This is a genomic window from Pseudomonas sp. CCC3.1 (assembly GCF_034347405.1).
In the GTDB taxonomy this organism is placed as follows: Bacteria; Pseudomonadota; Gammaproteobacteria; order Pseudomonadales; family Pseudomonadaceae; genus Aquipseudomonas.
The window spans coordinates 3186700-3213569 of the sequence record NZ_CP133778.1 but is presented as its reverse complement, the minus strand read 5'-3'; the positions used below and the strand labels follow the sequence as shown (position 1 = coordinate 3213569).

Sequence of the window (26870 nt, the reverse complement as noted above, 5' to 3'; positions counted from 1 at the left end):
CCGTTGGCTTTTACTGAACCGGCAATTTTTCCAGCGCAGCACGCAGTTCATCGGCATTGGCAAAGTCTTGCTGTGAAACCAGGGTGCCGTTGTCCAGTTGCAGCCACAGCACCTTGTCTTCAGCGCCGGGATACTGGGCGGCAATTTTGCCGTCTCGGTCAAGCACGACGCGGTAGGTGTAATCGCGCATTTTCGGGATGGCGATGAACTTGCCGATTATCGAAGGCATGCCTTTCACGTCGGCGAGGAAGGCCACATGACGTGCTTCCAGATACCCTTTTGGCTGGTTCTCCAGCGCGGCTTTTACCAGTTTAGAACCGTCCATGCTGCGGGCGACCAATAAAACGTGGGTGTCGTTGTCCAGGGTATAAGGCTGGTCGTGCTGATCTTGCAGGGTCCAGGGCGTCAGGTGTTCACCTATGGTGGCCGCTACCGCTTGCATGGACAGCGCGCTCAACAGCAGTAAAAGTGCAATTCTCACTGTTTAATTTCTCCGTTTTGGTGTTGTTTACCGTCAGACAAGCCGCGCATGGTAGCTCATGGCCGCGCTTAAAAATCCGGATACTCATTTAGTGACAACTTGCTCTATGGTTATGCAGGCACCCAAAACCGCCCTGGAGGAAATGCTTGATGAGCCGTCTGACTGCGAAAGACTTTGCGCCCCAGTTGCTGGAACTTTACGACAACTACGCCCATGGCAAAATCAACCGGCGCGAGTTTTTGGAGCGTGCCGCCGTGTTCACCGCAGGTATATCGGCGGTGTCGGTACTTGGCGCGCTAAGTCCCAATTACGCTCTCGCCGAGCAGGTGTCCTTTACCGATCCTGATATTAAAGCTGAGTACATCACCTACCCGTCGCCCAAAGGTAACGGTGAGGTTCGGGGGTATCTGGTGCGCCCGGCACAGGCTCAAGGCAAGCTGCCAGCGGTGGTCGTGGTGCATGAAAATCGCGGGCTCAATCCTTACATTGAGGACGTTGCCCGGCGTTTGGCCAAAGCGGGCTTTATTGCGCTTGCTCCCGATGGCCTGAGCTCAGTGGGCGGTTATCCCGGTAATGATGAAAAAGGCCTGGCGCTGCAACAAACAGTCGACCCGGAAACGCTGATGAATGATTTTTTCGCCGCCATTGAGTGGTTGATGCAGCATGACGCGGGCACCGGCAAAGTCGGCATCACCGGTTTCTGTTATGGCGGGGGCGTGGCGAATGCGGCGGCGGTGGCTTACCCGGAGTTAGGGGCCGCCGTGTCGTTTTACGGGCGTCAGCCGAGTGCCGATGATGTACAGCGTATTCAGGCGCCGATCCTGTTGCACTACGCTGGCCTGGATACCCGTATCAATGAAGGCAAGCCCGCCTATGAACAGGCCTTGAAGGCCAATCACAAGACCTATCAGGCTTACGTCTACTCAGGCGTGAACCACGGCTTTCATAACGATTCCACGCCGCGTTACGACAAAGCTGCCGCTGATTTGGCATGGAACAGAACCCTGGCGTGGTTTCGCAAATACCTCGCCTGACGCACGTCAACTGCTTGCCCGCGATCTTTTAAAAAATCCAAAGATCGCGAGCAAGCTGCTCCTACAGGCGCAACTTTTTAATCACGCGCGGCCCGGATTCTTTTGTGCCAGGCGCTTGGGCCAGTCACCGCCACAGGCGCGCTGACATTCTTCTTCAGAATCATAAAACACGTGATTCGCCACCTTGCGCACGTTCACATTGGCATCCTCTAGGGCCTTAGTGGTCAGATCGACCATAAACTTGGCCTCGCCATCAGCCAGCGCAAAGTCCTTGCTGACTTGGGTATCGAAGACCCAGACCACCTTCAGGCTTGCCGGGAAGGCTGCAAAGTCGACCGCGTGAGTCAGCCAGACAAATCCCGGGATCTGCCCTTTAGCCGCTTCACAGGCATCGGTCAGGTTTTTAATCAGGCGACGTTCAATTTGCGCCTGATTGCGTTTGTTCAAAGACATGGGTGAATCCTGTGGGCTGCGATGGCAAAAAGCGGATTGTACGTGACTTGAGCTTTTTGTTTTGGGCCGAGTTGGACAAATGCTGTAACACCCCCGTCCGTGTCAGCTAGGCCATTTGGACGATGTGCCTGTGACTGACCAGTCCGATGATCAAAGTCAGGTTCTAGGCACCTCGCCGCCGAGGTCGCCAGAGCATCCACGACAATAAAAAGAGGACTGGCTGCATGAACTCTGCCCAGCAACTGAATCGTGCAGCGAGGCATCGCCCATGCGTGCATTGATCGGCTATCTGGTTTGCCTGATTGTGGCGGCAACCATCGCGTTTACGTTCTCTGCCCATAAACCGGTTAGCGACGAGACGGCCCAACTGCGTCCCGACCGCCTGCAAATCAACGGCATGCTGTACCTCGACCAGCGCGTGGTAGCGGTGGGCGAGCGCGGCAATATTCTGCTCAGTGATGATCAGGGGGGGACTTGGCAATCAGCGGCGGTCACGCCACAACGGGATTTGACCCTGACGGCGCTGGTGGCGCTGGACGATAAAAGCCTGTTGGCGGTCGGCCATGACGGCTGGATTCTGCGTTCGGTCGATGCGGGCGCGAACTGGGCTGAGGTGCGCTACGACGCCGATGTCGCCGAGCCTTTGCTGGGCATCTGGAATGCCGGGGGCAAGCAAGTACTGGCGTTTGGCAGCTTCGGCAAGTTTTACCAGTCCAATGATGACGGCCGTACCTGGCAAGCGTCGGCGCTGGAGGTCGACAGCGCTCACCTCAACGGCATGGACGGCGGCGCCGATGGGCGGCGGATGCTGGTTGGCGAGCAAGGGCTGGTGATGCGCAGTGATGATGCCGGACGTACCTGGCACAAGCTGCCCGCGTTTTATAACGGCTCTCTGTTTGGTGTGGTGCGCCTGAGCCCTGATCGTTGGGTGACGTACGGCATGCGCGGTCATGTGTTTGTCAGTCAGAACTTTGGTCAGACCTGGGCCCCGGTCAATGTGGGCAACCAGTTACCGCTCTACGGCCACGTACTGCTGCCCAACGGCGGCGGCCTGCTGATTGTCGGGGCGGGCAGTTCCATGGTGCGCCTCGACGGCAACGGCCACTTGCTCAATGCCACACGCTTGTCAGGCCTGGGGACCTTGACCTCGGCTGTGCTGGTGAACGCGCGACGCCTGCTGGTCGGAGGTGAGCGCGGTGTGTTCCAAGGCACAGACGGCAGCGTTGCTGCGCTTGGACAATAAGAGGCGCTATATGAACGCTGAAAAAACCGCAGTAAACCGAATGGTCGAGCGCGTCGCTGACCTGTTGATCGCCTGGCGCAAGGGGTTGCTGGCGCTCTTTGTGTTGTTGACTCTGGCGCTGGGCTACAGCGCGACGCACACACAACTGGATCCGGGCTTTAACAAGCAGATCCCGGTGCGCAACGAGTTCATGGTCAACTTCCTTAACTTCAGCCAGTACTTCACTGGCGCCAACCGCTTTTTAGTCAGCGTGAAGTGGAAAGGCGAGGGCGACATTTATAACCCTGAGTTTCTCGACACCCTGAGAAAGGTCACGGACGACGTGTTCTTTATCAACGGTGTCAGCCGCGCCAGCGTGACCTCGCTGTTTACTGCGAACGTGCGCTATATCGAAATCACCGAAGACGGCTTTTTTGGCGATGTTGTAGTGCCGCCGCGCTTCACCGGCTCTACTGAAGATCTGGCGCAAGTGCGCAGCAATATTGCCCGTTCGGGGCAGATCGGACGGCTGGTGGCCAACGACTTGAAGTCCTCCATGGTGCGCGCCGACTTGCAGGATCTGGACCCTCAGACCGGCAAGTCAGTGTCGTATGCCGAGGTCGCCAGGCACCTTGAGGACATTCGCGCCAAGTACAGCAATGACGACATCGAAATCAATATCGTCGGTTTCGCCAAGCTGGTGGGCGATGTGATCGACGGCTTGACCACGGTGATCGGCTTCTTTGTGGTTGCCTTCGTGATTACCGGTGTATTGCTGTGGCTGTATTCGCGCTCTTGGCGCTTGACCGTGGTCGCGCTGCTGGTGGCGCTGCTGCCGGTGGTGTGGTTGCTGGGCCTGTTGCCGCTGTTTGGGCTGGGGATCGATCCGATGTCGATTCTGGTGCCGTTTTTGATCTTTTCGATTGGCGTGTCGCACGCGGTGCAAATGACCAACGCCTGGAAGCAGGACGTGTTGTCCGGCAGTTCGTCGATACAGGCGGCACACAGTGCCTTTTGCAAAATCTTCATTCCCGGTTCGCTGGCGTTGCTGATGAATGCGCTGGGCTTCGGCGTGATCATGTTGATCGACATTCCTATCGTGCATGAGCTGGGCGTGACCGCGTGCATTGGCGTGATGCTGATGATCATCACCAACAAGCTGATGCTGCCGATTGTCCTGTCGTATCTCACCCTCGAATCGCGAGCTTTGGCTCAGGGGCTCAAGGCTCAGGGTAAACATCAACTGTGGTGGCGTCTGTCGGCTCTGGCCGAACCTAAGCCAGCCTTGGCGGTGTTTGTCATCAGTCTGTTGCTGCTGGGAGTGGGTGCCTACAAGGCCCGTCAACTGGCCGTGGGCGATATTGGTGTAGGGGCGCCTGAACTGCGCGCCGATTCGCGTTACAACCAGGACAACCAAAAGATCATCAACAGCTACTCCATCGGCCTGGATGTGATGTCGGTGTTCGTGCAAGTCAAAGGCATTGAAGAAGGTTGCTTGGCGCCTCAGGTAATGCGCGCCATTGAGTCGTTCGACTTCCAGATTCGCAGCGTGCCGGGTGTGCAGTCGGTGCAGAGCGTGGCAGGCATGGGCAAAAACGTGATTGCCGGCAACAACGAGGGTAATCCGCGCTGGTCGGCCATTCCGGGTTCGGCGCAGGGTTTGAGCCAGGGTTCGCGGGCTTATCTGCCGGATGACGGGCTGGTGACCGAAGGGTGCCAGCGCATGCAGATGCTGGTGTTCCTCACCGATCATGAAGGGCCGACGGTGAGCCACGTGGTCAAGCAAACCCAGCGCATCATCGCGGGTCTGCAAAGCCCCGAGGTGCAGTTCTTGATGGCCGGTGGCAACGTCGGGGTGATGGCGGCCTCCAACGAGGCGGTCAAGCAGGCCGAGGTGGTGATGCTCGCGGCCCTGTTCAGTTCGGTGGCGCTGTTTTGCTGGCTGACCTTTGGCTCGTTCCGCGCCGTGCTGTGCATCCTGGTGCCGTTGGCGATTGTGGCTATCCTGTGCAATGCCCTGATGGCAACCCTGGGCATCGGCCTCAAGGTCGCGACTCTGCCAGTGATGGCGTTGGGCGTTGGAGTGGGGGTCGACTACGGGATTTACCTGTATGAGCGAATTCAACATGAGATGGCCGAGGGCAAAGACCTGCGCAACGCCTTTTACCTGGCCATGTGTCAACGCGGCACGGCAGCTGTCTTCACCGCGTTGACCATGTCCATCGGGGTGTGCACCTGGGCGTTTGCGCCGCTTAAATTTCAGGCCGACATGGGCGTGCTGTTGTCCTTTATGTTCCTGGTCAATGTACTCGGGGCGATCTTCCTGCTGCCGGCATTGGCTGCCTGGTTCAATCTGGGGCGCCCGCTGGTCAAGGTCAAAGCACCGTCTGGCGCAGCGTCTGCCGGGCATTACCCACTCAAACAAAGCGTGGCTGCCAAGGATCCTTCAAACCGTTGAAACAGAGCATTTACCGGGCTTGAATGGCGGTAAACATAAAGACACACTGAGGCGTTTTTACGCAGATACCCAAGCGTTGGCCGGGACTGCGTAAAGACAACCGCTGGTTATAAGAACAATAAAAAGGGTCGGTCATTGAACCTGACCCAATGCGAGGAAATGTCCGTGGATACAGTGACCCTGAATCACCAAACCCTGGCCAGCCTGGGGCTCGAATTGTCCGATTATGATCGAGTGATCGGCAGCTTCTACGATGGCGCGCTCGATCCCAAAGTCATGGGTAAAACCCTGTGTGCCGTGCGCAACCTGTTCCAGGCCAACTACGCGACCCTGATTTTACGCGTGCCGGACCAACCGGACCTGGGGTTGATGATTGTCGCGGGCGACATTGAAGGCGAGGGTGAGCTTTGCTACCAGACTTACCCGCAAACCAACACACCGTTTGTGGGGCAGGCGCTGGATCAGGTGTTCACCGTCGAAGACCTGATGAGTGAAAATGATTGGGTGCATTCGGCTTACTTCAAAGCCTTCTGCAGCCCGCAGGACGTGTACCACGTAATGGGCGCGGACATCTCAACGCCAGACGGCGGCAAGTTGCGTTTTCGCATCACCCGGCCCAAAGCGTCACCTAAATTCTCCGCTGCCGAACGTGCGCTGTGCACGATGTTTCTGCCGCATCTGCGTCGCGCCTTGCACCTGCACAACCTGCTTGATCGCAGCGAGTCCATGAGTGAGCTTTACGCGCAGGCCATCAGCCGCCTGTCGGTGGCGACCATCGTGCTGGATGAAACCGGCAAAGTACTGCGCCTCAACCCGGTGGCTGAAGAAATCCTCAAAAGCGCTGATGGCTTGAAGCTGGTGGGCGGCAGGTTGGAAGCCACCTACCCGAGCGACAACCGTGAATTGCAGCGTCTGGTCAAACACGCTTTTAGCCAAGAAGTGCGCGAGGGCGGGGTGACCGCTGACGCCATGTCCGTGACCCGACCATCGGGGCAAGTCAGCCTGGGACTGGTGGTCGAGGCGATTCCTTCGCTGGAATGGGCCGAGGGCAAGAGCAAGCCTGCGGCGGTGATTTACATCCGCGATTCGGTGGGCAAGTCGATGGCCAGTGAGGTGGTCACCAAGCAATTGTTCAACCTGACCAAGGCCGAAACGGCGTTGGCAATGGAGTTGGCCAACGGCTTGTCGCTGGAAGAAGCGGCCGAAAACCTGAACATTCGGCGCAATACCGCTCGGGCTCACCTGCGTTCGATCTTTTCCAAGACCGGTGTGCGTCGGCAAACCGAACTGGTAAGGATTCTGCTGAACAGCGTGGTCGCGTTGGGAAAGCCCAAGTGCGCCTTGCGAGCAACTGACGCGGTGGTTGTGCCAGCGCCGCACTTGGCGCGCCCGTTCCGCAAAAGCGCTTAACGTTTGCGCCGGGACGGGGCCGTTGAGTGCCACCGTCCCTTCATCGTCAGTCAGGCCAGTGTGAGCCTGCATCATCAGGGAAACTCTTATGCCAGTTACAGCTGTCAGCGGTTCCGCATCGGGAATCGGCGCCGCGGTGTGCGCGGTTTTACGCGCCGCAGGGCACCGCATCATTGGGATTGACCGGGCCAACGCCGAAGTCGTGGCCGATTTATCGACCCGTGATGGGCGTCAGGCGGCAGTGGCGCAAGTGCTGGAACAGTCGGGCGGTGTGCTCGACGGTCTGGTGTGCTGCGCCGGGCTGGGGGTAACAGCGCCTTCGAGTAGCGTGCTGCTGGCGGTGAACTATTTTGGCGTCAGCGATTTGCTGGATGGCCTGGCCGACGCCTTGGCCAAAGGTCAAAACCCGGCGGCGCTGGTCATTGGTTCCGTGGCGGCGACTCATCCGGGGGCTGATCAGCAGCCGATGGTTGAAGCCATGCTCGCGGGTGATGAAGTGCAAGCGCTGGACATGGCCAATGCGCTGGGCCTGTCACACGTGGCTTACGCCTGCTCAAAATACGCGGTGACCTGTGAAGCCCGGCGCAAGTCAGTGAAATGGGCAGCCCAGGGCATTCGCTTGAACGTGGTTGCGCCGGGCGCAGTTGAGACACCGCTGCATCAGGCGGCCAAAGACGATGCGCGCTACGGCAAAGCAGTCAGCGAATTTGTCGCGCCCTTGGGACGTGCCGGTCATACCGAAGAAATCGCCCGGGTGGTGGCATTTCTACAGTCCGAACACGCCAGCTTTGTGACCGGCAGTGTGGTGTTTGTCGATGGCGGCATGGACGCGATGGTCAGGCCTCAGCGCTTCTGACTTTAAGGAGTTGGCATGAATAAAGTGGCCTTCATCACGGGTGCCAGTCGAGGTATCGGGCGTGAAACTGCCTTGGCGTTTGCGCGTGCAGGCTTTGATCTGGCCATCAGTGCGCGCAGCCTGGACGAGGGTGAAACCCACACCCATGGTTTGCACAACCCTGACGGCACGGCGTTGCCGGGTAGCTTGAACAGCACAGCAGCAGCGATTCGCGAATTGGGACGCAAGGCTTTTGTGGTACGCATGGACTTGCTCGACAGCCAATCCGTGCTGGCGGCCAGTCAGGCAGTTTTTGCCGAGTATGGCCGGGTTGACGTGTTGATCAACAATGCGATCTATCAGGGCCGCGACCTCAATGCACCCTTTATGGAACTGCAACCCGAGACCCTGGAACGGGTGTTCCAAGGCTACATCATGACCCCGGTGTTACTGACCCAGGCCATCGTCAAACACATGCTGGAGCAAGGTGGCGGGGTGGTCATCAACGTCACCTCCGGTGCGGGCGAAACCGACCCGCCGGTGGCAGCGGGCAAGGGTGGCTGGGGATATGCCTATGGCGCAGGCAAGGCGGCCGTATCGCGTTTATCGGGGATCTTGTCGGTCGAATTTGGCGAACAAGGCATCTGTGCCTACACCCTCAACCCAGGTGTTGTCACCACCGACGCCTTGCGCGCCACCCTCGGCGACAAAGGCGTGATAGCCCTGCGTGCTGGCTCCGCACCGCCGCAAGTCCCGGCGTCCGTCATGCTGTGGTTAGCGACCAACGAAGCGGCCGTGCAACACCAACGCAAAACCATCCAATGCCAACCGTTTGCGCGTGAACACGCAATCGTTGCCGACTGGCGCTGACAGCCAATCCGGGCCGGCGCGACTGCAAAGCCCCCGATCCAGGTTCTTGATCTGGTTTGTGATCTGGCTTGTGATCTTGATCGATCGGCCCCTTTCGGCAGGCCGAATGGAGGTTCTGCGCAGTGGGTCGACCGGCATGGATGCCGGGAGAGCCGCGCTGGGCCATGGATGGCCCGTCGCGGCGTGCCCACGGAGCGGGACCGGAGTGAGGGAACCCTCGCGAAGCGAGGGCCGTACGTTGGGGCAAGGACCTTTTGGGTACTTTTGGGGCTGTTTGCCAAAAGTGCCTCGCCGCAAGGGCGAAACCCGTAAAAAGCCGTTGCGCATCAAACGGATATACATACAGAGCGCTGCCGCTACGCAGCAGATCGCAGCCTTCGGCAGCGGCTACAAGGCTATGACATCAGACCTAGTCCATCTGAACGATGAACCCACCCCCCACCTCGGTGAAGATCACTCAAGCAGGCGCCCTGGCCCTTAACCTGAGGAATAATAAGAATGACTAAGCTCGCAGAAATCCACGTCGAGAACGCCTTATCACCGCGCTTTGGTCGTGGTTGGCATTGTCTGGGCGAAGCGGATGAGTACCGTGATGGCAAGCTGCATACCTTAAATATATTTGGCACCCGGCTACTGGCGTTCGCTACATCGAAGGGCGAAATCAGCGTACTCGATGCGCATTGCCCGCACATGGGCGCGGACCTGTCGCAAGGCACTATCGAAAACGACCGTGTGGTCTGCGCGTTCCACCACTGGCAGTACGACGCCAGCGGCAAGTGCGTCGAAATCCCGTATTGCAAACGCATTCCGCCAAAGGCCAAAACCCGCGCCTGGCAGACGTGTGAAGTGAATAATCTGCTGTTTGTGTGGAACAACCCTGAAGGCAAGCCACCCGCTGAAGGCGTGGTCATTCCGCATCTGCCGGAAATTGACAGCAACGAGTGGCTGCACAGTTGGCACATGGACAAGCTGATCATCAATACCAACCCGCGCGAGCTGGTCGACAACCTGGTCGATGCCCAGCATTTCGGGCCGGTACACGGCACGCCCACCAAGTATTTCCACAACATATTTGAAGGCCACATTGCACAGCAAATCTTCCACGGTGACTCTGAACGGCTGGGCGGTGATCTGGTGGCAGAGTCGGCTTATTTCGGTCCTGCGACTCACTTTACCCGCATGAGTGCGATGTTTGACGGTCAGGAGATCAAGTCGATTCTGCTCAACTGTCACGTGCCGATTGGCCCTAACAGTTTTGAACTGCGCTTTGGCTGCATGGTGAAAAAAGTACCGGGCTGGAGCGATGAGCAGAACGAAGCACTGGCCCTGGATTACGTGCAGCGCAACCGTGATTCGTTCTATCAGGACGTCGACATCTGGACCCATAAAATACGGGTCAACAACCCGGTACTGGCTGAGGGCGATGGCCCTGTGTATCAACTGCGCGAGTGGTATCAGCAGTTCTTCACTGACGAGGCGAGCGTACCGGCGAGCATGGCCGAGCGCCGTGAAATCACCACGGTTGATCAACGCTGATCGATGACCTGAGCGAAGGGCACTGCTGATGACGCTGAATCAACGTAGAACGCTGACTTTTATGCTGGCCGCGAGTCTGGCGTCGACGATTGGCGGGTTGCCCTTCAATACATTGCCGATCTTGCTTGGCGCGCTGGCGGACAGCTTCGGCTTCGCGCCGTCGCAAATCGGTCTGTTGGGCTCTGTGTGTTTCACGGGCTATTTGCTGGGGACGCTGGTGGCAGTGGGCTTTATCGACCGTTGCAACTGGCGGTTTTTGACGTTCGGTTGTGCGTCGGGAGCTGCGCTGGCGCTGCTCGCATCGTCGCAATTACCGGCCACGGTGCAGTTGCCGTTGTGGGCCTTGATCGGTTTTTTTGCCGCGCTGATGACCTGCCTCGGCATGCGCATCATGGCCGAAATGCCGAACAAGGAGCGTGCCTTTGGCCTGCGTCAAGGCATTGAATTGGGCTTGGTGGCGTTGGTGCTGTTTGTGTTGCCGTCGGTGGTGATTGCGCATTTTCACTATGCCGGTGCTGCATTGGTGCTGGCAGCCATGATTGTGTTGCTGAGCCTGAGCGCCTTTGCATTGCCTCGGCGCAGCGACTTCGCGGTAAAGGTTGATGTGGCGAAAGACCGTTCCCTTCAAGGCCGTTTTCGCTTCCCGGTGCCAGCGTATTGGGCACTGGGGTTTTTCTTTGTGTTTGGCGCCGGGCAGATTGGTCTGTGGGCGTTCCTTGAGCGGCTGGGTCATGGGCTGAACGTCGAGCCTGCGCAAATGGGTGTGGTGTTTGCCGTGCTCAAACTGCTGGGTGGCGGGGCGGCGCTGGTTCTGGCGCTGGTCGGTGATCGTTTGGGGTCGCGTTGGCCGCATGTGCTGGTGTTGGCCGTGATCGGTTGCGGCTTGTTGTTATTGGCTTATGCCCAAGGCTTTGCGATGTACGCGCTGGGTGCCTGGATCTGGGAAGTCGGTTTTTGCTGGGGCTGTATCTACCAGACCGCAGCCGTTGCCCGTCTGGACCCAAGTGGCCGCGCGATCATGCTGATTCCGGCAGCCTTTGCTCTAAGCTCCATGGTCGGCCCAGCGGTGGCCGGGCAATGGGTGGCAGACGGCTTTACCGGGTTGCTATGGCTGGCACTGGCTACGGCCGTCGTGCCGGTCGTGGCGTTTTGCGGGGTGTTGGCGAGCCGCCTCAGGTCAAGCCCGGTCGTGATACCCATCTAGCTAAAGGTACTACTGGCTTTTTGATCTGCTCTGCTTAAGATGACCGACACCTAACCGTCATCGGGCTTGGATCATGGCCAATGTTGAATAAAGACACCATCTCCATTCAGTTGGTGCGTGAAGCGCTGTTGCAAAGTTGCGCCTCGACCAGCGGCATGCACGAAGTGCTGCAAAAGATCGGGATTAACCCAGCGTTGCTGGACCAGGCGGATGCCCGCGTACCCGCCCTGGCGTACGCGCGAATGTGGCGGCTTGTGGCGCGGCGCCTCGATGACGAGTTTTTCGGCATGGACCCGCGCAAGTTGCGGGCCGGGAGCCTGGCGTTCATGTGCCGCTCGGCTATGGCTCAGCCCTCGTTGACGCAGGGCCTGGAGCTGGTGCTGGGGTATTTGTCGTTAACGCTGGAACGCTTGCCTGCACGTTTGGTACGTCAGCAGAGCGTGGCAGAGATCGTCTTGCACGAGCCACAGACGCAGTCGAGCCGCGCTTTCACCTACTTTGCCTATTGGATGATCGTGCATGGCGTGGCCTGTTGGCTGGCCGGGCGGCGGATTCCGATTTTGGCCATTGAGTTGCGGTGTGCGCAGCCTGATTACTGCGGTGATTACGAAGTGATGTTTTCCGAAAACCTGCGCTTTGATCGCCCGCGGACGCGGATGATATTTGCAGCTGACTGCCTGGATGCACCGATCAAACGCAGCACCGAAGAATTGCAGCGATTTTTGGCCCAGGCGCCGGCCAATATCCTGGTCAAATACCGCGACCCGCAAAGCCTGGCCAGCCAAATCAAGCAAGACCTGCGGCAACTGCCAGCAGAACAATGGCCAGAAACCCAGAGCATGGCGCAAAGTCTGTGCATGTCGGCCTCGACCTTGCGTCGGCGTTTGGCCGACGAAGGTCAGACTTTTCAGGGGCTCAAAGACGGTGTGCGCAAAGAGTTGGCCATTGGTTGGCTGGCCGAGCCGGACCATAGTTTTGCCGATATCGCCCTGCGTTTGGGCTTTGCCGACACCAGCTCGTTTTACAAAGCCTTTCGCAAATGGTCCGGCACCAACCCGGGGCACTACCGCAGCTTGATCTTGGGCGGTGGTTAACCCCGGTTTTCAATGGCGATCTACAACGCCGAACCCAAGCCAGTCGTGGTGCGTATTCTGCCCTCCAGTCGGCGCTTCAAACCCCGCGCCTCAATCATCAGGATTGAGCCATTGCCTGCATTGGCCCGGCCCCATTCTTCAAGCAGCTCCAGGCAGGCGTGGTCGATATAACTGAGGTGGTTGAGCGGTACATGCAGAGTGCTGCCAGCGGGTATACGTGACAACACCTGAGTCAGGGCCGGAACTTTGAGAAAAGTAGCGGCGCCAGCCAGGCGTAATTCCATATGGTCAGCTTCAGGCTGCTCAATCAGGCTGATTTTGAGTCGCGAGGCTTTCCAGGCCAATTTGGCCAACGTGAGGCCGAACCCCACGAGCACACCGGTCAGCAGATCGGTGAAGACGATAGCCAAGGCGGTCGCCGCGTAGGTCATCATCGGCATGCGTCCATAACGGCCCAGAGCGCGAAACGCCTTGAGGTCCACCAGCTTGAACCCGGTATAAACCAACACCCCGGCCAGACTCGCCACCGGAATGCTTTGCAGCGCACTGGACAGCAGCACTACAAAAACCAGCAGCCAGACGCCGTGAAACATGGCGGACAGCCGGGTGGTGGCACCCGCCTGGACATTGGCCGAGCTGCGCACGATCACTCCGGTCATGGGCAAGGCACCGAGCAGGCCGCAGAGCATGTTGCCGACGCCTTGTGCCGTCAGTTCTTTGTCAAAATCCGAGCGCTGGCCGTTGTGCATACGGTCTACGGCCGCTGCCGACAACAGCGTTTCTGCGCTGGCGATAAACGCAACAGTGAAGGCGGCGATCAATAAAGCAGGGTCTGCGAGGTTCAGCAGGTCGGCAGGGCGTAGCCAGTCGATGGCGTCGGCCAGGTTGTCCGGGACTTGCACCCGCTTGACCTGCAAGGCCAGCAACAGGCTGGCGCCGGTGGTCAAGCCAACCCCGAGCAGTGCTCCAGGCACAAACCGCAGAGCGTGCGGCCGCCATTTATCCCATAGCCACATCACCCCTATGGTGCTCAGCCCCAACAATCCGGCTTGCCAGCCAAATCCGCTATCCAGGCCTTGGGCGGCTTGGGTCAAGGCTGCTGGGAAGCCCAGCAGGTTGTCCAGGCCTGAGGGTTGCGGCGTGGCATCGAGCATCACATGCACTTGTGATAGCACGATCAACACGCCGATTCCGGCGAGCATGCCGTACACCACGGCGGGTGCCGTTACCCGAAACCAGCAGCCCAGGCGTAAACGTCCCGCCACCAGTTGTAAAAAACCCGCCAGCAGCAGTATCGGCCCCAGCATGGCAATGCCATGTTGGCGAACTAGTTCGAAAACCAAGACCGCCAGACCGGCGGCCGGGCCGCTGACTTGCAGGGGGGAACCGGCCATCCAGCCCACCACCAAGCCGCCGATGATGCCAGTAATCAAGCCCTTGGCCGGTGGCATCCCGGACGCAATGGCGATGCCCATGCACAAGGGCAGGGCGACCAGAAAAACCACCACCGAGGCCAGTAGCTCCCGTGGCAGCAGCGCTTTTAATTGTTCCGCACGCATGACTATCTCCCGAGAGATTTTTTAGGCGTAGCAAACTCTGGCTACCCATTGGGCAGCCACAGCGTTAGCCGCGTAGATAGGTTTAGAAGCGCGCTTTAGGCGTCGCGCAAGGGATAGTCAGCAGATTGTCCAAGGGCAAAAATTGCCCTTGCTCTGCATCGTAGGCTTTGATTTGGCTGGTTTCGATGTTGTAGATCCAGCCGTGGATAAACAGTTGGCCGTTAGCGATACGCGAAGCTACCGAGGGATGAGTGCGCAGGTGCTGCAACTGCGCGATCACATTTTCCTCGGTCAAAATGTGCATGCCTTCTGCTTCGTTGGCACAGTCACAGTTCTCTTGAACCATGGTTTTGGCGACCTCGGCGTGGCGTAGCCAGGCTTTGACCGTGGGCATTCTATCCAGGCTGGCGGGGTTGAGCACCGCGCGCATTGCGCCGCAATCGGAGTGCCCGCACACGATGATGTGCTGCACGCCAAGCGCCATGTTGGCGTATTCAATGGCCGTGGAAACCCCGCCGTTCATCTCGCCGTAAGGCGGCACGACGTTGCCAACGTTGCGGGTTACAAATAGATCGCCGGGAGCGCTTTGGGTGATTAATTCGGGAACGATGCGTGAGTCGGCGCACGTAATGAACATGGCCTTTGGGCGCTGAGCCGTGGCCAGCTTTTTGAACAGATCTTTCTGCTGGGGAAAAATCTCATGATGAAAATGTAGAAATCCTTCGACTATTTGCTGCAGCGCTGCATGGGAGTGCTCCGTCTCGCATTGGGCAGTGGCTGCAGCCAACGGCTGATTATTCTGGTTTCTCATTTTTTTGAACCTCTGTGTGGAGCAAGAGAGCAGGCTGTTTTAGCCCGCGCGACAGGGTGAAGCAGTGCTTACCCTATCGAGCGAAACTTAAATAAAACTTAACAAACCGCTCTCGCACAGTGTTTTTAGGCGTTTCTCGTGTTTTCGTAGGCTGGGAACTACAGAGGCAGGCAGATTTCTTGTAGGTGCGAGCCTGCAGTCGATTCGGGTTGAAGCCGGGGCTGTATTAATTATCAGACTTGATAGTCGCTACATCGTCAGCCTTGACCTTGATGTGCTTGCCGGCAATGTCCACGAACTCGTAAAAGCCGCTAGCATTTTTAGTGGTTGGCAGGTCCTTGGTGAGGTACTGCGTGCCGTTTTGCAATGTCACGACGGTGGGGGTTGCACAGCCAGCCAGTGCCAAAACCGCCACCATGACCAGAGGCAAACCGATAATGTTGATCTTCATACACGTACCTTGAACGGTGCAAATTAAGGGGTGATTGCGCTGAGTGTGCCAATGGGCTGCTTACTGCCGCGCTTTATACCAACTATACGTTTGGTGTTGAAGGGGATGTGTCACGTTGGACAGATGTGGGTGCCATTGTTCAGACCTTGCTGGTCGACGCGGCTGTTCAACGTGGCTTCGCCGTCCTTCCAGGTCAAGGTCAAGACATACAGGGAATCAAAATCATTGCCTGACCAGTCTTCAGTCAGCGTGGTTTTTTTGCCAAGGGCCTTGCCTGCGACCCTGTTGATCAACTCAGGCAAATAACCGTGTGACCACGCGGTATAAACAGTCGCGTTGTGATACTTGTCACGGGTCAATTCATTGGCCAGTTCGCGAGTGTCATTGGCCGAGAATTCCAGGTTGATCGGCAACCCCAGCTTGATCGCACTCGGGTTAATAGTCATCAGCGGTCGTACATAGTTGTAGGCGTCATCGTTCGCGCCTTCTTCTACTTGGCGTGACGGGTCGGCGGCAAATATATAGTCAGCATTGCCATAGCGTTGTGGCAGCAAAGTTGCCAAATCGATTGCGCGGTTAAGCCCCTGGCAGTTGAGTTGCCCAAGGCCGTTGGCCGGTTTTTCGGCGTGGCGCATAAAGACCAGCGTTTGCACGCCGTCCACCGGCTGGGCAAACGCGGACTCCACATGGGTGGTCAGCGTTGCGGCAGCCGTGATCAATAACAGCGGGATAACTGCCAGCGCGTAGGGTTTGAATTGAGGTTTTATCCAGCCGGGCAAGGTCATGGGGTTCTTCTGTATAAAGCCATTAAGGCTGATTTGCCTGATCACTCGTGAGTGTTTGTCCTTGTCAGCGCAGTTTTGTGCGTCTCTTCCTTGAGAAGGTGTTTATTAGACGCCTTTTTTGAAGTTGGTTCGCTTATACCTATGATTAATGCGGAATTTTCACACGTAGTAACGGGTGTTTATCGCTCTTTCCTGCCTATATTTAAGCCTGCACCTCTTTACAAGGACTTAACCCGATGCTCCCAGTGCCATTTTCAAAGTCGAATAATCTGTTGTACGTGCGCGTGCGCGCCTGGCGCGGTCGTGTGGGATTGGGGCTGGTAGCGAGTTTGTCGGTATTGGCTGGCATGACCGACGCCATTGGTTTTTTAGCCACGGGTGATTTCGTTTCATTCATGAGTGGTAATACCACGCGTCTGGCAGTGGCCATCGGCGAGGGCGATCTACGGGTGATTGCGCGCCTAGGGGGAGCGGTAATGGCATTTATTGCCGGTAACGCGCTGGGTATTTTGCTTGCACGCTTGGGTGGTCGGCGGGCCTTGCCGCTGATGCTGATCATCGCGGCATTGTTGTGTACCTCGGCGCTGCTGCCGTTTGAGTCGCAGGTGCCCGCGCTGTTGGCGGCAGTGCTGGCGATGGGCATGTTAAATGCGGCTGTGGAGCAGGTGAACGGCCTGCCGGTTGGGCTGACCTATGTCACCGGAGCTCTGTCGCGCTTTGGTCGTGGCGTGGGGCGCTGGCTGCTGGGCGAGCGGCGTACTGGCTGGCGCGTGCAGTTGGTACCTTGGGCGGGCATGCTGATCGGCGCGGTATTGGGGGCGATGCTGGAGGCCCGGTTCGGGGTCAAGGCGATGCTTTTTAGCGCCGGGCTTGCGGCAGTGTTGGGGCTGATTTCGCTGAAAATCCCGCGCCGCTGGCAACGTGATTACATGCCGCGATAACCCTCATTTGTTGCCCGATCTAACCCATATGGTCGATACGTGCGCGCTGACCCGCGCGTTAAGCTGGCGCATCCATACCCATCGAGGGAGACGCAATGAAGGTGCTGGCTTGTATCAAACGTGTGGTCGATTACAACGTCAAAGTGCGGGTCAAAGCCGACCACTCCGGCGTTGATCTGGCCAACGTCAAAATGTCGATGAACCCCTTCTGCGAAATCGCCGTGGAAGAGGCTGTGCGCCTGAAAGAGAAGGGAATTGCGACTGAAATTGTCGTGGTCTGCGTCGGCCCGAGCACCGCTCAAGAGCAACTGCGCACCGCGCTGGCGTTGGGGGCCGATCGCGCCATTCTCGTCGAATCCGCTGAAGATCTGACTGCGCTGGCCGTGGCCAAGCTGCTCAAGGCTGTGGTTGACAGGGAGCAGCCTCAGTTGATGATCCTGGGCAAACAGGCCATCGACAGCGACAACAACCAGACCGGGCAAATGCTGGCGGCATTGAGCGGTTATGCGCAGGGTACTTTTGCTTCGAACATTGAAGTCAGCGGTGAGAAAGTGGTGGTGACCCGTGAAATCGACAGTGGTGCGCAAACTGTTTCGCTGAACCTACCGGCGATCATCACCACCGACCTGCGTTTGAACGAGCCGCGTTATGCGTCTTTGCCAAACATCATGAAAGCCAAGAAGAAACCGCTTGAAGTACTGACGCCAGACGCGCTGGGCGTATCGACGGCTTCGACTAATAAAACCTTGAAAGTTGAAGCACCGGCTGCTCGCAGCGCGGGGATCAAGGTCAAGTCGGTGGCTGAATTGGTCGAGAAACTGAAAAATGAAGCGAAGGTGATCTGAGCATGACAGTCCTCGTAATTGCAGAACATGACGGTGCCGCCATTGCGTCGGCAACCCTGAACACGCTGGCCGCTGCTGCCAAAATCGGTGGCGATGTGCACCTGCTGGTTGCGGGTCAGGGCCTTGATGGTGTCGCAGACGCTGCCGCAAAAATCGCTGGTGTGGCTAAAGTCCTAGTGGCCGACAACGCCGCTTACGCGCATCAACTGCCAGAAAACGTTGCTCCGCTGGTCGCTGCTCTTGGTCAAGAAGCGGGGGGTAAAGGCTACAGCCATGTCCTGGCTGCCGCGACCTCCAACGGCAAAAACATCCTGCCGCGCGTTGCTGCCCAACTGGACGTTGATCAGATTTCCGAAATCATCTCGGTCGTCAGCGCTGACACCTTCACCCGCCCGATCTACGCTGGCAACGCCATTGCGACCGTGCAGTCGAGTGCGCCGGTCAAAGTGATAACCGTGCGTGCCACCGGTTTCGACCCGGTTTCAGCTGTTGGCGGGGCGGCTTCGATTGAAGCGGTCGCAGCGGTTCACGATGCAGGCACTTCGTCGTTCGTCAGCGAAGCGCTGGCCAAGCTGGATCGCCCTGAACTGACTGCGGCCAAAATCGTCGTGTCTGGCGGTCGCGGGATGCAGAACGGTGAGAACTTCAAATATCTGTACGCACTGGCTGACAAGCTGGGCGCCGGGGTGGGTGCATCGCGCGCAGCGGTCGACGCGGGCTTTGTGCCGAACGACATGCAAGTTGGCCAGACTGGCAAAATCGTTGCGCCACAGCTGTACATCGCAGTCGGTATCTCAGGCGCGATCCAGCACCTGGCTGGCATGAAAGATTCGAAAGTGATCGTCGCAATCAACAAGGATGAAGAAGCGCCCATCTTTCAAGTGGCTGATTATGGCTTGGTGGCGGATCTGTTTGAGGCGGTGCCTGAGCTGGAAAGGGCGGTCTGATGAGGACGGGACAGACGTGATAAAAAAGCCCCGGAGGTCATCCAGGGCTTTCATATCGGGCGGGGGGTTATCAGCTGTAGCTGTTAACTTTGACCAGGGACGGCTCGGTTTGCGCCTTTTCCCATGTCAGGGTCAGTGTTTGTAGCACTCGCGCCATGAAGTCTTTATCGGCGGCGGCCTTCTTGCCCACGTAGCCTTGGCCACGACGGTACATCTTGAGATGAGCTCGCATTTGTGGGCGCTCTTTCTCGAATTGGGTCTCTTCCTTGCAAGCAACCACCGGTTCAATGCGTACATCACCGGCCTCACTGATCCACAGGATGTGGTCGTTCAGCGAGTCTTTCTGGGCAGCGAACAGTCGAGCCAGCTCGTTAACAGTCGGTTGATTATTCAGGTTCATAGCTAACTCCTTGACCACTCGTTGATCTGTCTAATTGATTCGCGCAACTGCTTATGCAGCGCTACGTAGTGTCCATCTAAAGAAGATCCGGTCTTGAGTCCTTCATATGTAGTAGTGAAATAAAACACTACAACATACTGCGTAAAGCGAGGGAGGCAACGTGAACCAGGATGCTTGGGTGACATGACACATCAACCACAAGCCTCTTGAAGACGTTTCGCCAGCTCCTTGCGCCCTTTGCGTGGACGATCAAGCCAGGTCCGCTTCATCAATTCTGCCTTGTGGGCAGTACCTATCCCGGAACAGCTCGACAGCTCGTCGAGCATGCTTGCAACAACCCTTTCCAGCGCTTCCGGTGGGGAAGACGTCTGCATAATGCGTTGGGAAAATCGTGTCGTCAACAAATATGTAGTGTTTATTTTTAAGCACTACATATGTGACTGATGGGTCGGTTTTCAGCATGCCGGTCATCCTCGGCAAGACGCTGCAACGGCTGCCGCAGGCCGTGGGAGCCTGGCTTGCCAGCGATTGCATCTGCGCGGTCTAACAGTAAAAAACGCGTCGCCTGCATCGCTGGCAAGCCAGGCTCCCGCAGGTTCTACGGGCGCGCCAGATCAGGCCTCGGTCATTGGCTAAAACAGTCAACCAGCTTGAGCGGTTTGACCATTGTTGCAGAGCCCTCGCAAGGCGATTATCAGCAGGACTGTTCACGGTTCCCACTCCTAACAATAAAGACCGAGGGATTCTGCTGATGCGCGACTATCAGGCAGCAATGAATGACTTTGACTACCAACGGACGGTAGGCAGTGCACTGAACGGCCATTTGGCAGCACTCAATGCCTGTGTTGAGTGTTGCGACCGGCATGCTTTGCCGGGGCATATTGCGTTGTTTTGGGAGGGGCGCGACGCCAGCAGTGCGGCGTACACCTTCACTCAGTTGCAGGACCATGCCGCACGCTTTGCCAATTTCTTGCTGGCTCAAGGGGTAAAGCCAGGCGACAAGGTAGCGGGTTTGCTACCGCGTACTGTCGAGTTGCTGGTCGTCGTGTTTGCCACTTGGCGTATTGGTGCTATCTACCAACCTTTATTCACTGCATTCGGCCCTAAAGCCATCGAGCATCGCCTCAATGCTTCGGGTGCTGCGTTAGTGGTCACCGATGCAGTGAATCGCCCCAAACTCAATGAGGTCAATGACTGCCCGGCCATCGTCACAGTGGCGGGCGCTAAAGGCCAGGGCCTGGTGCGCGGCGATTTCAGTTTTTGGGCAGAACTGGACAATTACCCGGCGGTCTGTGAACCCGTGATGTTGAGCGGTGAAGACCCGTTTCTGATGATGTTTACGTCGGGCACCACGGGGCCGGCCAAACCGCTGCTGGTGCCGCTCAAGGCGATTGTCGCGTTCCAGAGTTACACCCGCGATGCAGTGGATTTGCGCCCTGAGGATTCCTTCTGGAACTTGGCCGATCCGGGCTGGGCTTACGGGATTTATTTCGGGATTACCGGACCGTTGTCGATGGGCCATCCGATCACGCTATACGATGGCCCGTTCACAGTTGAAAGCACCTGCCGGGTGATCAAAAAGTACGGCATTACCAATCTCACGGGCTCTCCGACGGCCTATCGCATGTTGATTGCGGCCGGGGAGGCCTTTTCCAGCAAAATCAAAGGTCAGTTGCGGGCCGTCAGCAGTGCGGGTGAACCGCTCAATCCCGAAGTGATTCGCTGGTTCGCTGATGAACTCGACGTCACCATTCACGATCACTACGGGCAAACCGAAGTCGGCATGGTGCTATGCAACCACCACGGTTTAGACCACCCCGTGCATATGGGGGCCGCAGGCTTTGCTTCGCCAGGGCATCGCATTGTCGTGCTGGATGATCACCATCAAGAACTGCCGGTGGGGCAGCCGGGGATTTTAGCGGTCGACCGCAGTCAATCACCCATGTGCTGGTTTGGCGGTTATGAGGGCTTTAAGACCAAGGCATTTGTTGGTAATTACTACTTGAGCGGCGACACCGTGGAGTTGAACCCGGACGGCAGCATCAGTTTTGTCGGCCGCAGCGATGACGTGATCACGACGTCGGGCTACCGGGTCGGCCCTTTCGATGTCGAAAGCGCACTGATTGAACACCCAGCAGTGGTTGAAGCGGCAGTGGTGGGCAAGCCTTGCCCAGAGCGTACAGAGGTGGTTAAAGCGTTTGTGGTGCTGAGCCCGCAGTACCTGGGCGATGCGCAATTGGCCGAAACCTTGCGCTTGCATGTGCGCCAGCGACTCGCCGCGCATGCCTACCCTCGTGAAATCGAATTTGTCAGCGAGTTGCCGAAGACCCCAAGCGGCAAGTTGCAGCGCTTTATTTTGCGCAACCAAGAAATCGCCAAGGCTGAACTGGCTCAAAACGCCAAGGTTACAGCCTGATCTTTTATTAGCCAGGAATGCTCATGCAAATCGAAAACAAGGTTTTTATCGTCACCGGTGGTGCATCAGGTTTGGGCGCCGCCACGGCTGAGATGCTGGTAAAGGCGGGCGCCAAAGTGATGCTGGTTGACCTGAACGCAGATGCCGTCGCGGCACAAGCGGCCAAATTGGGGGCCAAGAGTGCGGTGGCTGACATCAGTCAGGCGGATGCCGCGCAGGCCGCAGTGGATGCCACCGTCGCGGCGTTCGGCACCGTCAATGGTTTGGTCAATTGCGCGGGGATCGTACGCGGTGAAAAGATCCTCGGCAAAAACGGGCCACATGCGCTGGAGAGCTTCAGCCAGGTGATCAACGTCAACCTGATTGGCAGCTTCAACATGCTGCGCCTGGCCTCAGCGGCGATTGCCGAAAGCGCTGCCGATGCTGACGGCGAACGCGGGGTGATCATCAACACGGCGTCGGTAGCCGCCTTCGATGGTCAGATAGGGCAAGCCGCGTATGCAGCCTCCAAAGGCGCGATTGCTAGCCTGACCTTGCCCGCTGCACGTGAACTGGCGCGCTTCGGGATTCGGGTGATGACCATCGCCCCCGGCATTTTTGAAACACCGATGATGGCTGGCATGACCCCTGAAGTGCGCGATTCACTGGCTGCCGGGGTGCCGTTTCCAGCGCGCTTGGGCAAACCTGCCGAGTACGCTTCGCTGGTGCGGCACATCATCGAAAACAGCATGCTCAATGGTGAGGTGATCCGTCTCGACGGCGCCTTGCGCATGGCCGCGAAATAAGAGGTGTGACATGACCATTGCTAATGATCCGGTTGTTATCGTCAGCGCTGCACGCACGCCCATGGGCGGTTTTCAGGGCGATTTCAAAGGCCTGACGGCCCCGCAGTTGGGGGCTGCAGCCATTAGCGCTGCCGTTGAGCGAGCCGGTATTGCGGCGAACGGTGTGGATGAAGTGCTGTTTGGTTGCGTGTTGTCTGCCGGGCTTGGCCAGGCCCCGGCGCGTCAAGCGGCTTTAGGTGCCGGGCTGGACAAGGGCACGCGTTGCACCACGCTGAACAAAATGTGCGGCTCGGGGATGCAAGCAACGATTCTGGCCCACGATCAACTGCTCGCTGGCAGCGTTGATGTGATGGTGGCGGGCGGCATGGAGAGCATGTCCAACGCGCCGTACTTACTCGACCGGGCGCGAAGCGGCTACCGGATGGGCCATGGCCGGGTGCTGGATCACATGTTCCTTGATGGCCTGGAGGACGCTTACGACAGTGGGCGCTTGATGGGCACCTTCGCCGAAGATTGCGCGCAGGCTCACGGCTTTACCCGCGAAGCGCAGGATGGATTTGCTGTGGCCTCGCTGACCCGTGCACAACAGGCGATCAAGGCCGGCAGTTTCAGCGCCGAGATCGTACCGGTGCAGATCACCGTCGGCAAAGAACAGCGTTTGATCAGTGATGACGAGCAGCCACCCAAAGCCAATCTGGCAAAAATACCGACCCTGAAACCGGCCTTCCGTGACGGCGGGACCGTGACCGCAGCCAACTCCAGTTCGATTTCGGATGGCGCGGCGGCACTGGTGTTGATGCGTCGTTCCGAGGCGTACAAACGCGGGCTTAAACCGTTGGCGGTGATCCACGGGCATGCGGCGTTTGCCGATGAGCCGGGGTTGTTCCCGACTGCGCCAATCGGGGCGATCAAACGGTTGATGAGCAAGACCGGCTGGGACCTGGCTGAGGTTGATTTGTTTGAGATCAACGAAGCGTTCTCCGTGGTGACACTGGTGACCATGAGCGAGCTGGATATTGCGCATGACAAGGTCAATGTCTACGGCGGGGCTTGTGCGTTAGGTCACCCGATTGGTGCTTCGGGCGCGCGGATTCTGGTCACCCTGTTGTCAGCCCTGCGCCAGCACAACCTCAAACACGGTGTTGCAGCCATCTGCATTGGCGGCGGTGAAGCCACGGCGATTGCCGTGGAATGTCTGTATTAAGGATTTTTATGCTTCCCACATCCGAACAACTACAAATCCGTGAAGCGGCCCGTCAGTTTGCGCAAGAGCGTTTAAAGCCCTTTGCGGCTGAGTGGGACAAGCAGCATCGCTTTCCGCGCGAGGCCATCAGCGAGATGGCCGAACTGGGCTTTTTTGGCATGTTGGTGCCGGAAGAGTGGGGCGGTTGCGACACGGGTTATCAAGCGTACGCGATGGCCCTGGAAGAAATCGCCGCTGGTGACGGTGCCTGCTCCACGATCATGAGCGTGCACAACTCGGTGGGCTGCGTGCCGATTCTCAAGTACGGCAGCGATGAGCAAAAGCGCGCGTTTTTGACGCCGTTGGCCAGCGGCGCGATGTTGGGCGCGTTTGCCTTGACTGAGCCGCAAGCCGGTTCTGACGCCAGCGACCTGAAAACCCGTGCTCGACGCGAAGGCGACTATTACGTGCTCAATGGGTGCAAACAGTTCATCACCTCTGGGCAAAACGCCGGGGTGGTGATTGTGTTTGCGGTGACCGATCCGGCAGCAGGAAAGCGAGGGATTACGGCGTTTATTGTGCCCACCGATTCGCCGGGCTACAGCGTGGCTCGAGTGGAGGACAAGCTGGGGCAACACGCCTCGGACACCTGCCAGATTCTGTTCCACGATCTTAAAGTGCCCGTGGCCAATCGCTTGGGTGAAGAAGGGCAAGGCTACAAAATCGCCCTGAGCAACCTGGAAGGCGGGCGCATTGGTATTGCTTCACAAGCGGTGGGCATGGCCCGCGCTGCGTTTGAGGCGGCTCGTGATTACGCGCGTGAGCGCGTGACCTTCGGTCAGCCGCTGGTTGAACATCAGGCGGTGGCGTTTCGTTTGGCGGACATGTCGACTGAAATCGCCGTGGCCCGGCAAATGGTCCAATACGCCGCGGCGTTGCGTGACAGCGGGCAGTCGGCGTTGGTCGAGGCCTCACAGGCCAAGCTGTTTGCCTCGGAAATGGCCGAGCGGGTTTGTTCCAAAGCGTTGCAAACCCTGGGCGGTTATGGCTATTTGAGCGACTTCCCGCTGGAGCGAATCTATCGCGATGTGCGGGTGTGTCAGATCTATGAAGGCACCAGCGATATTCAGCGCATGGTCATTTCGCGCAATCTTTGAATTGAGGACGTTATCGATGAGCTACGAAACCATTTTGTTGGACATTCATGGGCAAGTGGGCCTGATTACACTGAACCGGCCGCAGGCGCTGAATGCCTTGAATGCGCAGTTGGTGAGCGAAGTGAATCACGCGCTGGACGCCCTGGAGTCCGATAACTCGATTGGCTGTATCGTCATCACGGGCTCGAAAAAGGCCTTTGCTGCCGGGGCTGATATCAAGGAAATGGCGGAGCTGACCTACCCGCAGATTTACCTGGAAGACCTGTTTTCGGACAGCGATCGGGTATCGACCCGACGCAAACCGATTATTGCTGCGGTTGCCGGTTTTGCCTTGGGCGGCGGCTGTGAGTTGGCGATGATGTGTGACTTTATTCTGGCCGGTGACAACGCTAAATTCGGCCAGCCTGAAATCAATCTGGGCGTGCTGCCGGGTATGGGCGGCACCCAGCGCCTGACCCGTGCCGTGGGCAAGGCCAAGGCCATGGAAATGTGCTTGAGCGGGCGCTTGATGGATGCCGTCGAGGCTGAGCGTTCGGGACTGGTTGCGCGTGTGATTCCAGTGGATGAGTTGCTGGAAGAAGCGCTGAAAGTGGCAGCAACCATTGCCAAAAAATCCTTGCCGGTGCTGATGCTGACCAAAGAAAGCGTGAACCGCGCGTTTGAAGTCAGCTTGTCAGAAGGCGTGCGCTTTGAGCGTCGAGTGTTTCACTCGCTGTTTGCGACCCATGATCAGAAAGAAGGCATGGCGGCCTTTGTGGGCAAGCGTGAGGCGCAGTTCAAGAATAATTGATCGGGGTAAAGCGCCCTCATCCCAACTGGCATCAGGAGGGAGAGGGGGCTCGCAAGGGGCGGCGGTTAGCCGATACGGATGATCGGCTTGAGGGTCAGGCCTTTTTCGCTGTCTTCAGCGGCCTGGTTAATGTCTTCAAAGCTGTAGAACTTGACCAGTTTGTCGAACGGGAAACGCCCTTGCAGGTACAGGGTGATCAGCTCAGGAATGAACTGATGCGGGTTGCTGTCGCCCTCGACGATGCCCAGGATGGTTTTGCCGCCCAGCAACAAGTCGTTCACGTCAAACTGCGCCGTGGTGCCTAACGCTGGAGCGCCGACCACGCCCAGCACGCCGCGGCTGCCCAGCGCATCCACGGCCTGGCGCAGCACTTGCGGGCGCCCGGTGGATTCCAGGGCAAAGTTGACGCCCCCGCCGGTTATCGCGCGTATGGTGTCTACCGGGTCCACTTCCAGGCTGTTGACCACATGCGTGGCCCCCAGCTCCAAGGCCAATGCCAGCCGCGACGGCACCACATCCACCGCGATGATGGTGGTTGCGCCTGCTACCCGTGCCGCCAGTACCGCACTCAAACCCACCGCGCCGCCGCCAAAGGCACAGAAACTGCTGCCCGGTTTAACGCGCAATGAGTTGATGACCGCCCCGGCGCCGGTCTGGATGCCGCACCCCAACGGCCCGAGCAGTTCCAGTGGCGCGTCCTTGCTGACCTTGACCACATTGTTTTCGCGGCCCAGGGCCAGGGTGGCAAACGAGGATTGCGCAAAGAAGTGCGCGCTCAGGCGGCTGCCGTGGTCGTCTTCAAGGGCGCTGTTGCCTTGCGGGTCGGCGCCGCTGAAGTTACGCCCGAAGAACTCAGTGCAATAAGCGCTGTGGCCACCGGCACACGAGGCGCACTGGCCGCAGGAGCCGTAACTCATCACCACATGGTCGCCCACCGCGAGGCGCTTGACCAACGGGCCAACCGCTTCGACGATGCCCGCACCTTCATGGCCCAGCACCGCAGGCAGCGGCACCGGGTACAGCTGGTCCCGCACGACCATGTCGGTATGGCACATGCCTGTCGCGACGATTCGGACCAGCACTTCGTCGCCTATGGGCTCGCGAAGACGGGCCGACTCCAGGGTAAACGGTGCGCCTTTGCCTCGGGTGACAGCAGCTGTGATGGGACGATAGAGAGCGGTAGTCATTGTTATTGTTCTCCCA

At 58.2% G+C, this 26870-nt stretch carries 25 protein-coding genes; 17 read left to right on the top strand and 8 right to left on the bottom strand.

Annotated features, from left to right (window positions below; genetic code table 11):
- Nucleotides 1-10: 10 nt before the first annotated feature.
- Nucleotides 11-481 (bottom strand): FAD/FMN-containing dehydrogenase, encoded by a 471-nt coding sequence (locus RHM56_RS14195; RefSeq protein WP_322233113.1) that lies wholly within the window; start codon nucleotides 479-481, stop codon nucleotides 11-13.
- A 149-nt stretch (nucleotides 482-630) separates the two neighbouring features.
- Between RHM56_RS14195 and yghX the strand changes: the two genes are divergently transcribed.
- Nucleotides 631-1515, top strand: coding sequence for a YghX family hydrolase (yghX, locus tag RHM56_RS14190; protein ID WP_322233111.1), 885 nt, complete (start codon nucleotides 631-633; stop codon nucleotides 1513-1515).
- Nucleotides 1516-1596: 81 nt separating this feature from the next.
- Here yghX and RHM56_RS14185 read toward each other — a convergent pair whose 3' ends face one another.
- Complete coding sequence (locus RHM56_RS14185) at nucleotides 1597-1968, bottom strand: hypothetical protein (RefSeq protein WP_322233109.1); 372 nt, start codon at nucleotides 1966-1968, stop codon at nucleotides 1597-1599.
- A gap of 268 nt (nucleotides 1969-2236) precedes the next feature.
- Between RHM56_RS14185 and RHM56_RS14180 the strand changes: the two genes are divergently transcribed.
- The 8 genes from RHM56_RS14180 (at nucleotide 2237) to RHM56_RS14145 (ending at nucleotide 12597) form a co-directional block, all read left to right on the top strand.
- On the top strand, nucleotides 2237-3211 hold the full coding sequence (locus RHM56_RS14180) for a WD40/YVTN/BNR-like repeat-containing protein (protein ID WP_322233107.1): 975 nt from the start codon (nucleotides 2237-2239) through the stop codon (nucleotides 3209-3211).
- A 10-nt stretch (nucleotides 3212-3221) separates the two neighbouring features.
- Complete coding sequence (locus RHM56_RS14175) at nucleotides 3222-5648, top strand: efflux RND transporter permease subunit (RefSeq protein WP_322233105.1); 2427 nt, start codon at nucleotides 3222-3224, stop codon at nucleotides 5646-5648.
- A 165-nt stretch (nucleotides 5649-5813) separates the two neighbouring features.
- Nucleotides 5814-7058: a helix-turn-helix transcriptional regulator gene (locus tag RHM56_RS14170; protein WP_416194854.1), complete on the top strand. Its 1245-nt coding sequence runs from the start codon at nucleotides 5814-5816 to the stop codon at nucleotides 7056-7058.
- An 88-nt stretch (nucleotides 7059-7146) separates the two neighbouring features.
- Complete coding sequence (locus tag RHM56_RS14165) at nucleotides 7147-7914, top strand: SDR family oxidoreductase (RefSeq protein ID WP_322233101.1); 768 nt, start codon at nucleotides 7147-7149, stop codon at nucleotides 7912-7914.
- Nucleotides 7915-7929: 15 nt separating this feature from the next.
- Nucleotides 7930-8763, top strand: coding sequence for an SDR family oxidoreductase (locus RHM56_RS14160; protein ID WP_322233099.1), 834 nt, complete (start codon nucleotides 7930-7932; stop codon nucleotides 8761-8763).
- Between the two features lie 498 nt (nucleotides 8764-9261).
- Entirely contained in the window at nucleotides 9262-10299 is a 1038-nt protein-coding gene (locus RHM56_RS14155) for a Rieske 2Fe-2S domain-containing protein (RefSeq protein WP_322233097.1), read from the top strand.
- Nucleotides 10300-10327: 28 nt separating this feature from the next.
- Nucleotides 10328-11503 carry an MFS transporter gene (locus RHM56_RS14150; protein WP_322233095.1) on the top strand — a complete coding sequence of 392 codons (1176 nt, stop codon included), beginning with the start codon at nucleotides 10328-10330 and terminating at the stop codon, nucleotides 11501-11503.
- An 80-nt stretch (nucleotides 11504-11583) separates the two neighbouring features.
- Nucleotides 11584-12597: an AraC family transcriptional regulator gene (locus RHM56_RS14145; RefSeq protein WP_322233093.1), complete on the top strand. Its 1014-nt coding sequence runs from the start codon at nucleotides 11584-11586 to the stop codon at nucleotides 12595-12597.
- A 20-nt stretch (nucleotides 12598-12617) separates the two neighbouring features.
- Here RHM56_RS14145 and RHM56_RS14140 read toward each other — a convergent pair whose 3' ends face one another.
- From RHM56_RS14140 to RHM56_RS14125, 4 genes are all read right to left on the bottom strand, one after another.
- Nucleotides 12618-14156 carry a SulP family inorganic anion transporter gene (locus tag RHM56_RS14140; RefSeq protein ID WP_322233091.1) on the bottom strand — a complete coding sequence of 513 codons (1539 nt, stop codon included), beginning with the start codon at nucleotides 14154-14156 and terminating at the stop codon, nucleotides 12618-12620.
- Between the two features lie 82 nt (nucleotides 14157-14238).
- Nucleotides 14239-14967: a carbonic anhydrase gene (locus tag RHM56_RS14135; protein WP_322233089.1), complete on the bottom strand. Its 729-nt coding sequence runs from the start codon at nucleotides 14965-14967 to the stop codon at nucleotides 14239-14241.
- Nucleotides 14968-15193: 226 nt separating this feature from the next.
- A complete protein-coding gene (locus RHM56_RS14130) occupies nucleotides 15194-15418 on the bottom strand; it encodes a YgdI/YgdR family lipoprotein (protein ID WP_322233087.1) in 225 nt (74 codons plus the stop codon).
- Nucleotides 15419-15528: 110 nt separating this feature from the next.
- Complete coding sequence (locus tag RHM56_RS14125) at nucleotides 15529-16203, bottom strand: histidine phosphatase family protein (protein ID WP_322233085.1); 675 nt, start codon at nucleotides 16201-16203, stop codon at nucleotides 15529-15531.
- A gap of 236 nt (nucleotides 16204-16439) precedes the next feature.
- Here RHM56_RS14125 and RHM56_RS14120 point away from each other — a divergent pair, with 236 nt between their 5' ends.
- The 3 genes from RHM56_RS14120 (at nucleotide 16440) to RHM56_RS14110 (ending at nucleotide 18936) form a co-directional block, all read left to right on the top strand.
- Nucleotides 16440-17144, top strand: a complete 705-nt coding sequence (locus RHM56_RS14120; RefSeq protein WP_322233083.1) for a YoaK family protein — start codon at nucleotides 16440-16442, stop codon at nucleotides 17142-17144.
- 95 nt (nucleotides 17145-17239) lie between these two features.
- Nucleotides 17240-17989: an electron transfer flavoprotein subunit beta/FixA family protein gene (locus tag RHM56_RS14115; RefSeq protein WP_322233081.1), complete on the top strand. Its 750-nt coding sequence runs from the start codon at nucleotides 17240-17242 to the stop codon at nucleotides 17987-17989.
- 2 nt (nucleotides 17990-17991) lie between these two features.
- Entirely contained in the window at nucleotides 17992-18936 is a 945-nt protein-coding gene (locus RHM56_RS14110; RefSeq protein ID WP_322233079.1) for an electron transfer flavoprotein subunit alpha/FixB family protein, read from the top strand.
- A 70-nt stretch (nucleotides 18937-19006) separates the two neighbouring features.
- On the opposite strand, the gene RHM56_RS14105 is transcribed toward RHM56_RS14110, so the two are convergent.
- A complete protein-coding gene (locus RHM56_RS14105; RefSeq protein WP_322233077.1) occupies nucleotides 19007-19336 on the bottom strand; it encodes a hypothetical protein in 330 nt (109 codons plus the stop codon).
- Between the two features lie 751 nt (nucleotides 19337-20087).
- On the opposite strand from RHM56_RS14105, the gene RHM56_RS14100 reads away from it, so the two are divergent.
- Genes RHM56_RS14100 through RHM56_RS14080 form a run of 5 tightly spaced genes read left to right on the top strand, consistent with a single transcriptional unit; the run spans nucleotide 20088 to nucleotide 25667 of the window.
- Nucleotides 20088-21752: an AMP-binding protein gene (locus tag RHM56_RS14100; RefSeq protein WP_322233075.1), complete on the top strand. Its 1665-nt coding sequence runs from the start codon at nucleotides 20088-20090 to the stop codon at nucleotides 21750-21752.
- 23 nt (nucleotides 21753-21775) lie between these two features.
- Entirely contained in the window at nucleotides 21776-22537 is a 762-nt protein-coding gene (locus RHM56_RS14095; RefSeq protein WP_322233073.1) for an SDR family NAD(P)-dependent oxidoreductase, read from the top strand.
- Between the two features lie 10 nt (nucleotides 22538-22547).
- Complete coding sequence (locus RHM56_RS14090) at nucleotides 22548-23741, top strand: acetyl-CoA C-acyltransferase (protein ID WP_322233071.1); 1194 nt, start codon at nucleotides 22548-22550, stop codon at nucleotides 23739-23741.
- An 8-nt stretch (nucleotides 23742-23749) separates the two neighbouring features.
- On the top strand, nucleotides 23750-24877 hold the full coding sequence (locus RHM56_RS14085) for an acyl-CoA dehydrogenase (protein WP_322233069.1): 1128 nt from the start codon (nucleotides 23750-23752) through the stop codon (nucleotides 24875-24877).
- A 16-nt stretch (nucleotides 24878-24893) separates the two neighbouring features.
- Nucleotides 24894-25667, top strand: coding sequence for an enoyl-CoA hydratase (locus RHM56_RS14080; RefSeq protein ID WP_322233067.1), 774 nt, complete (start codon nucleotides 24894-24896; stop codon nucleotides 25665-25667).
- A gap of 65 nt (nucleotides 25668-25732) precedes the next feature.
- Here the strand turns inward: RHM56_RS14080 and RHM56_RS14075 are convergent, their stop codons facing one another.
- Entirely contained in the window at nucleotides 25733-26854 is a 1122-nt protein-coding gene (locus tag RHM56_RS14075; RefSeq protein WP_322233065.1) for an NAD(P)-dependent alcohol dehydrogenase, read from the bottom strand.
- Between the last annotated feature and the right edge of the window lie 16 nt (nucleotides 26855-26870).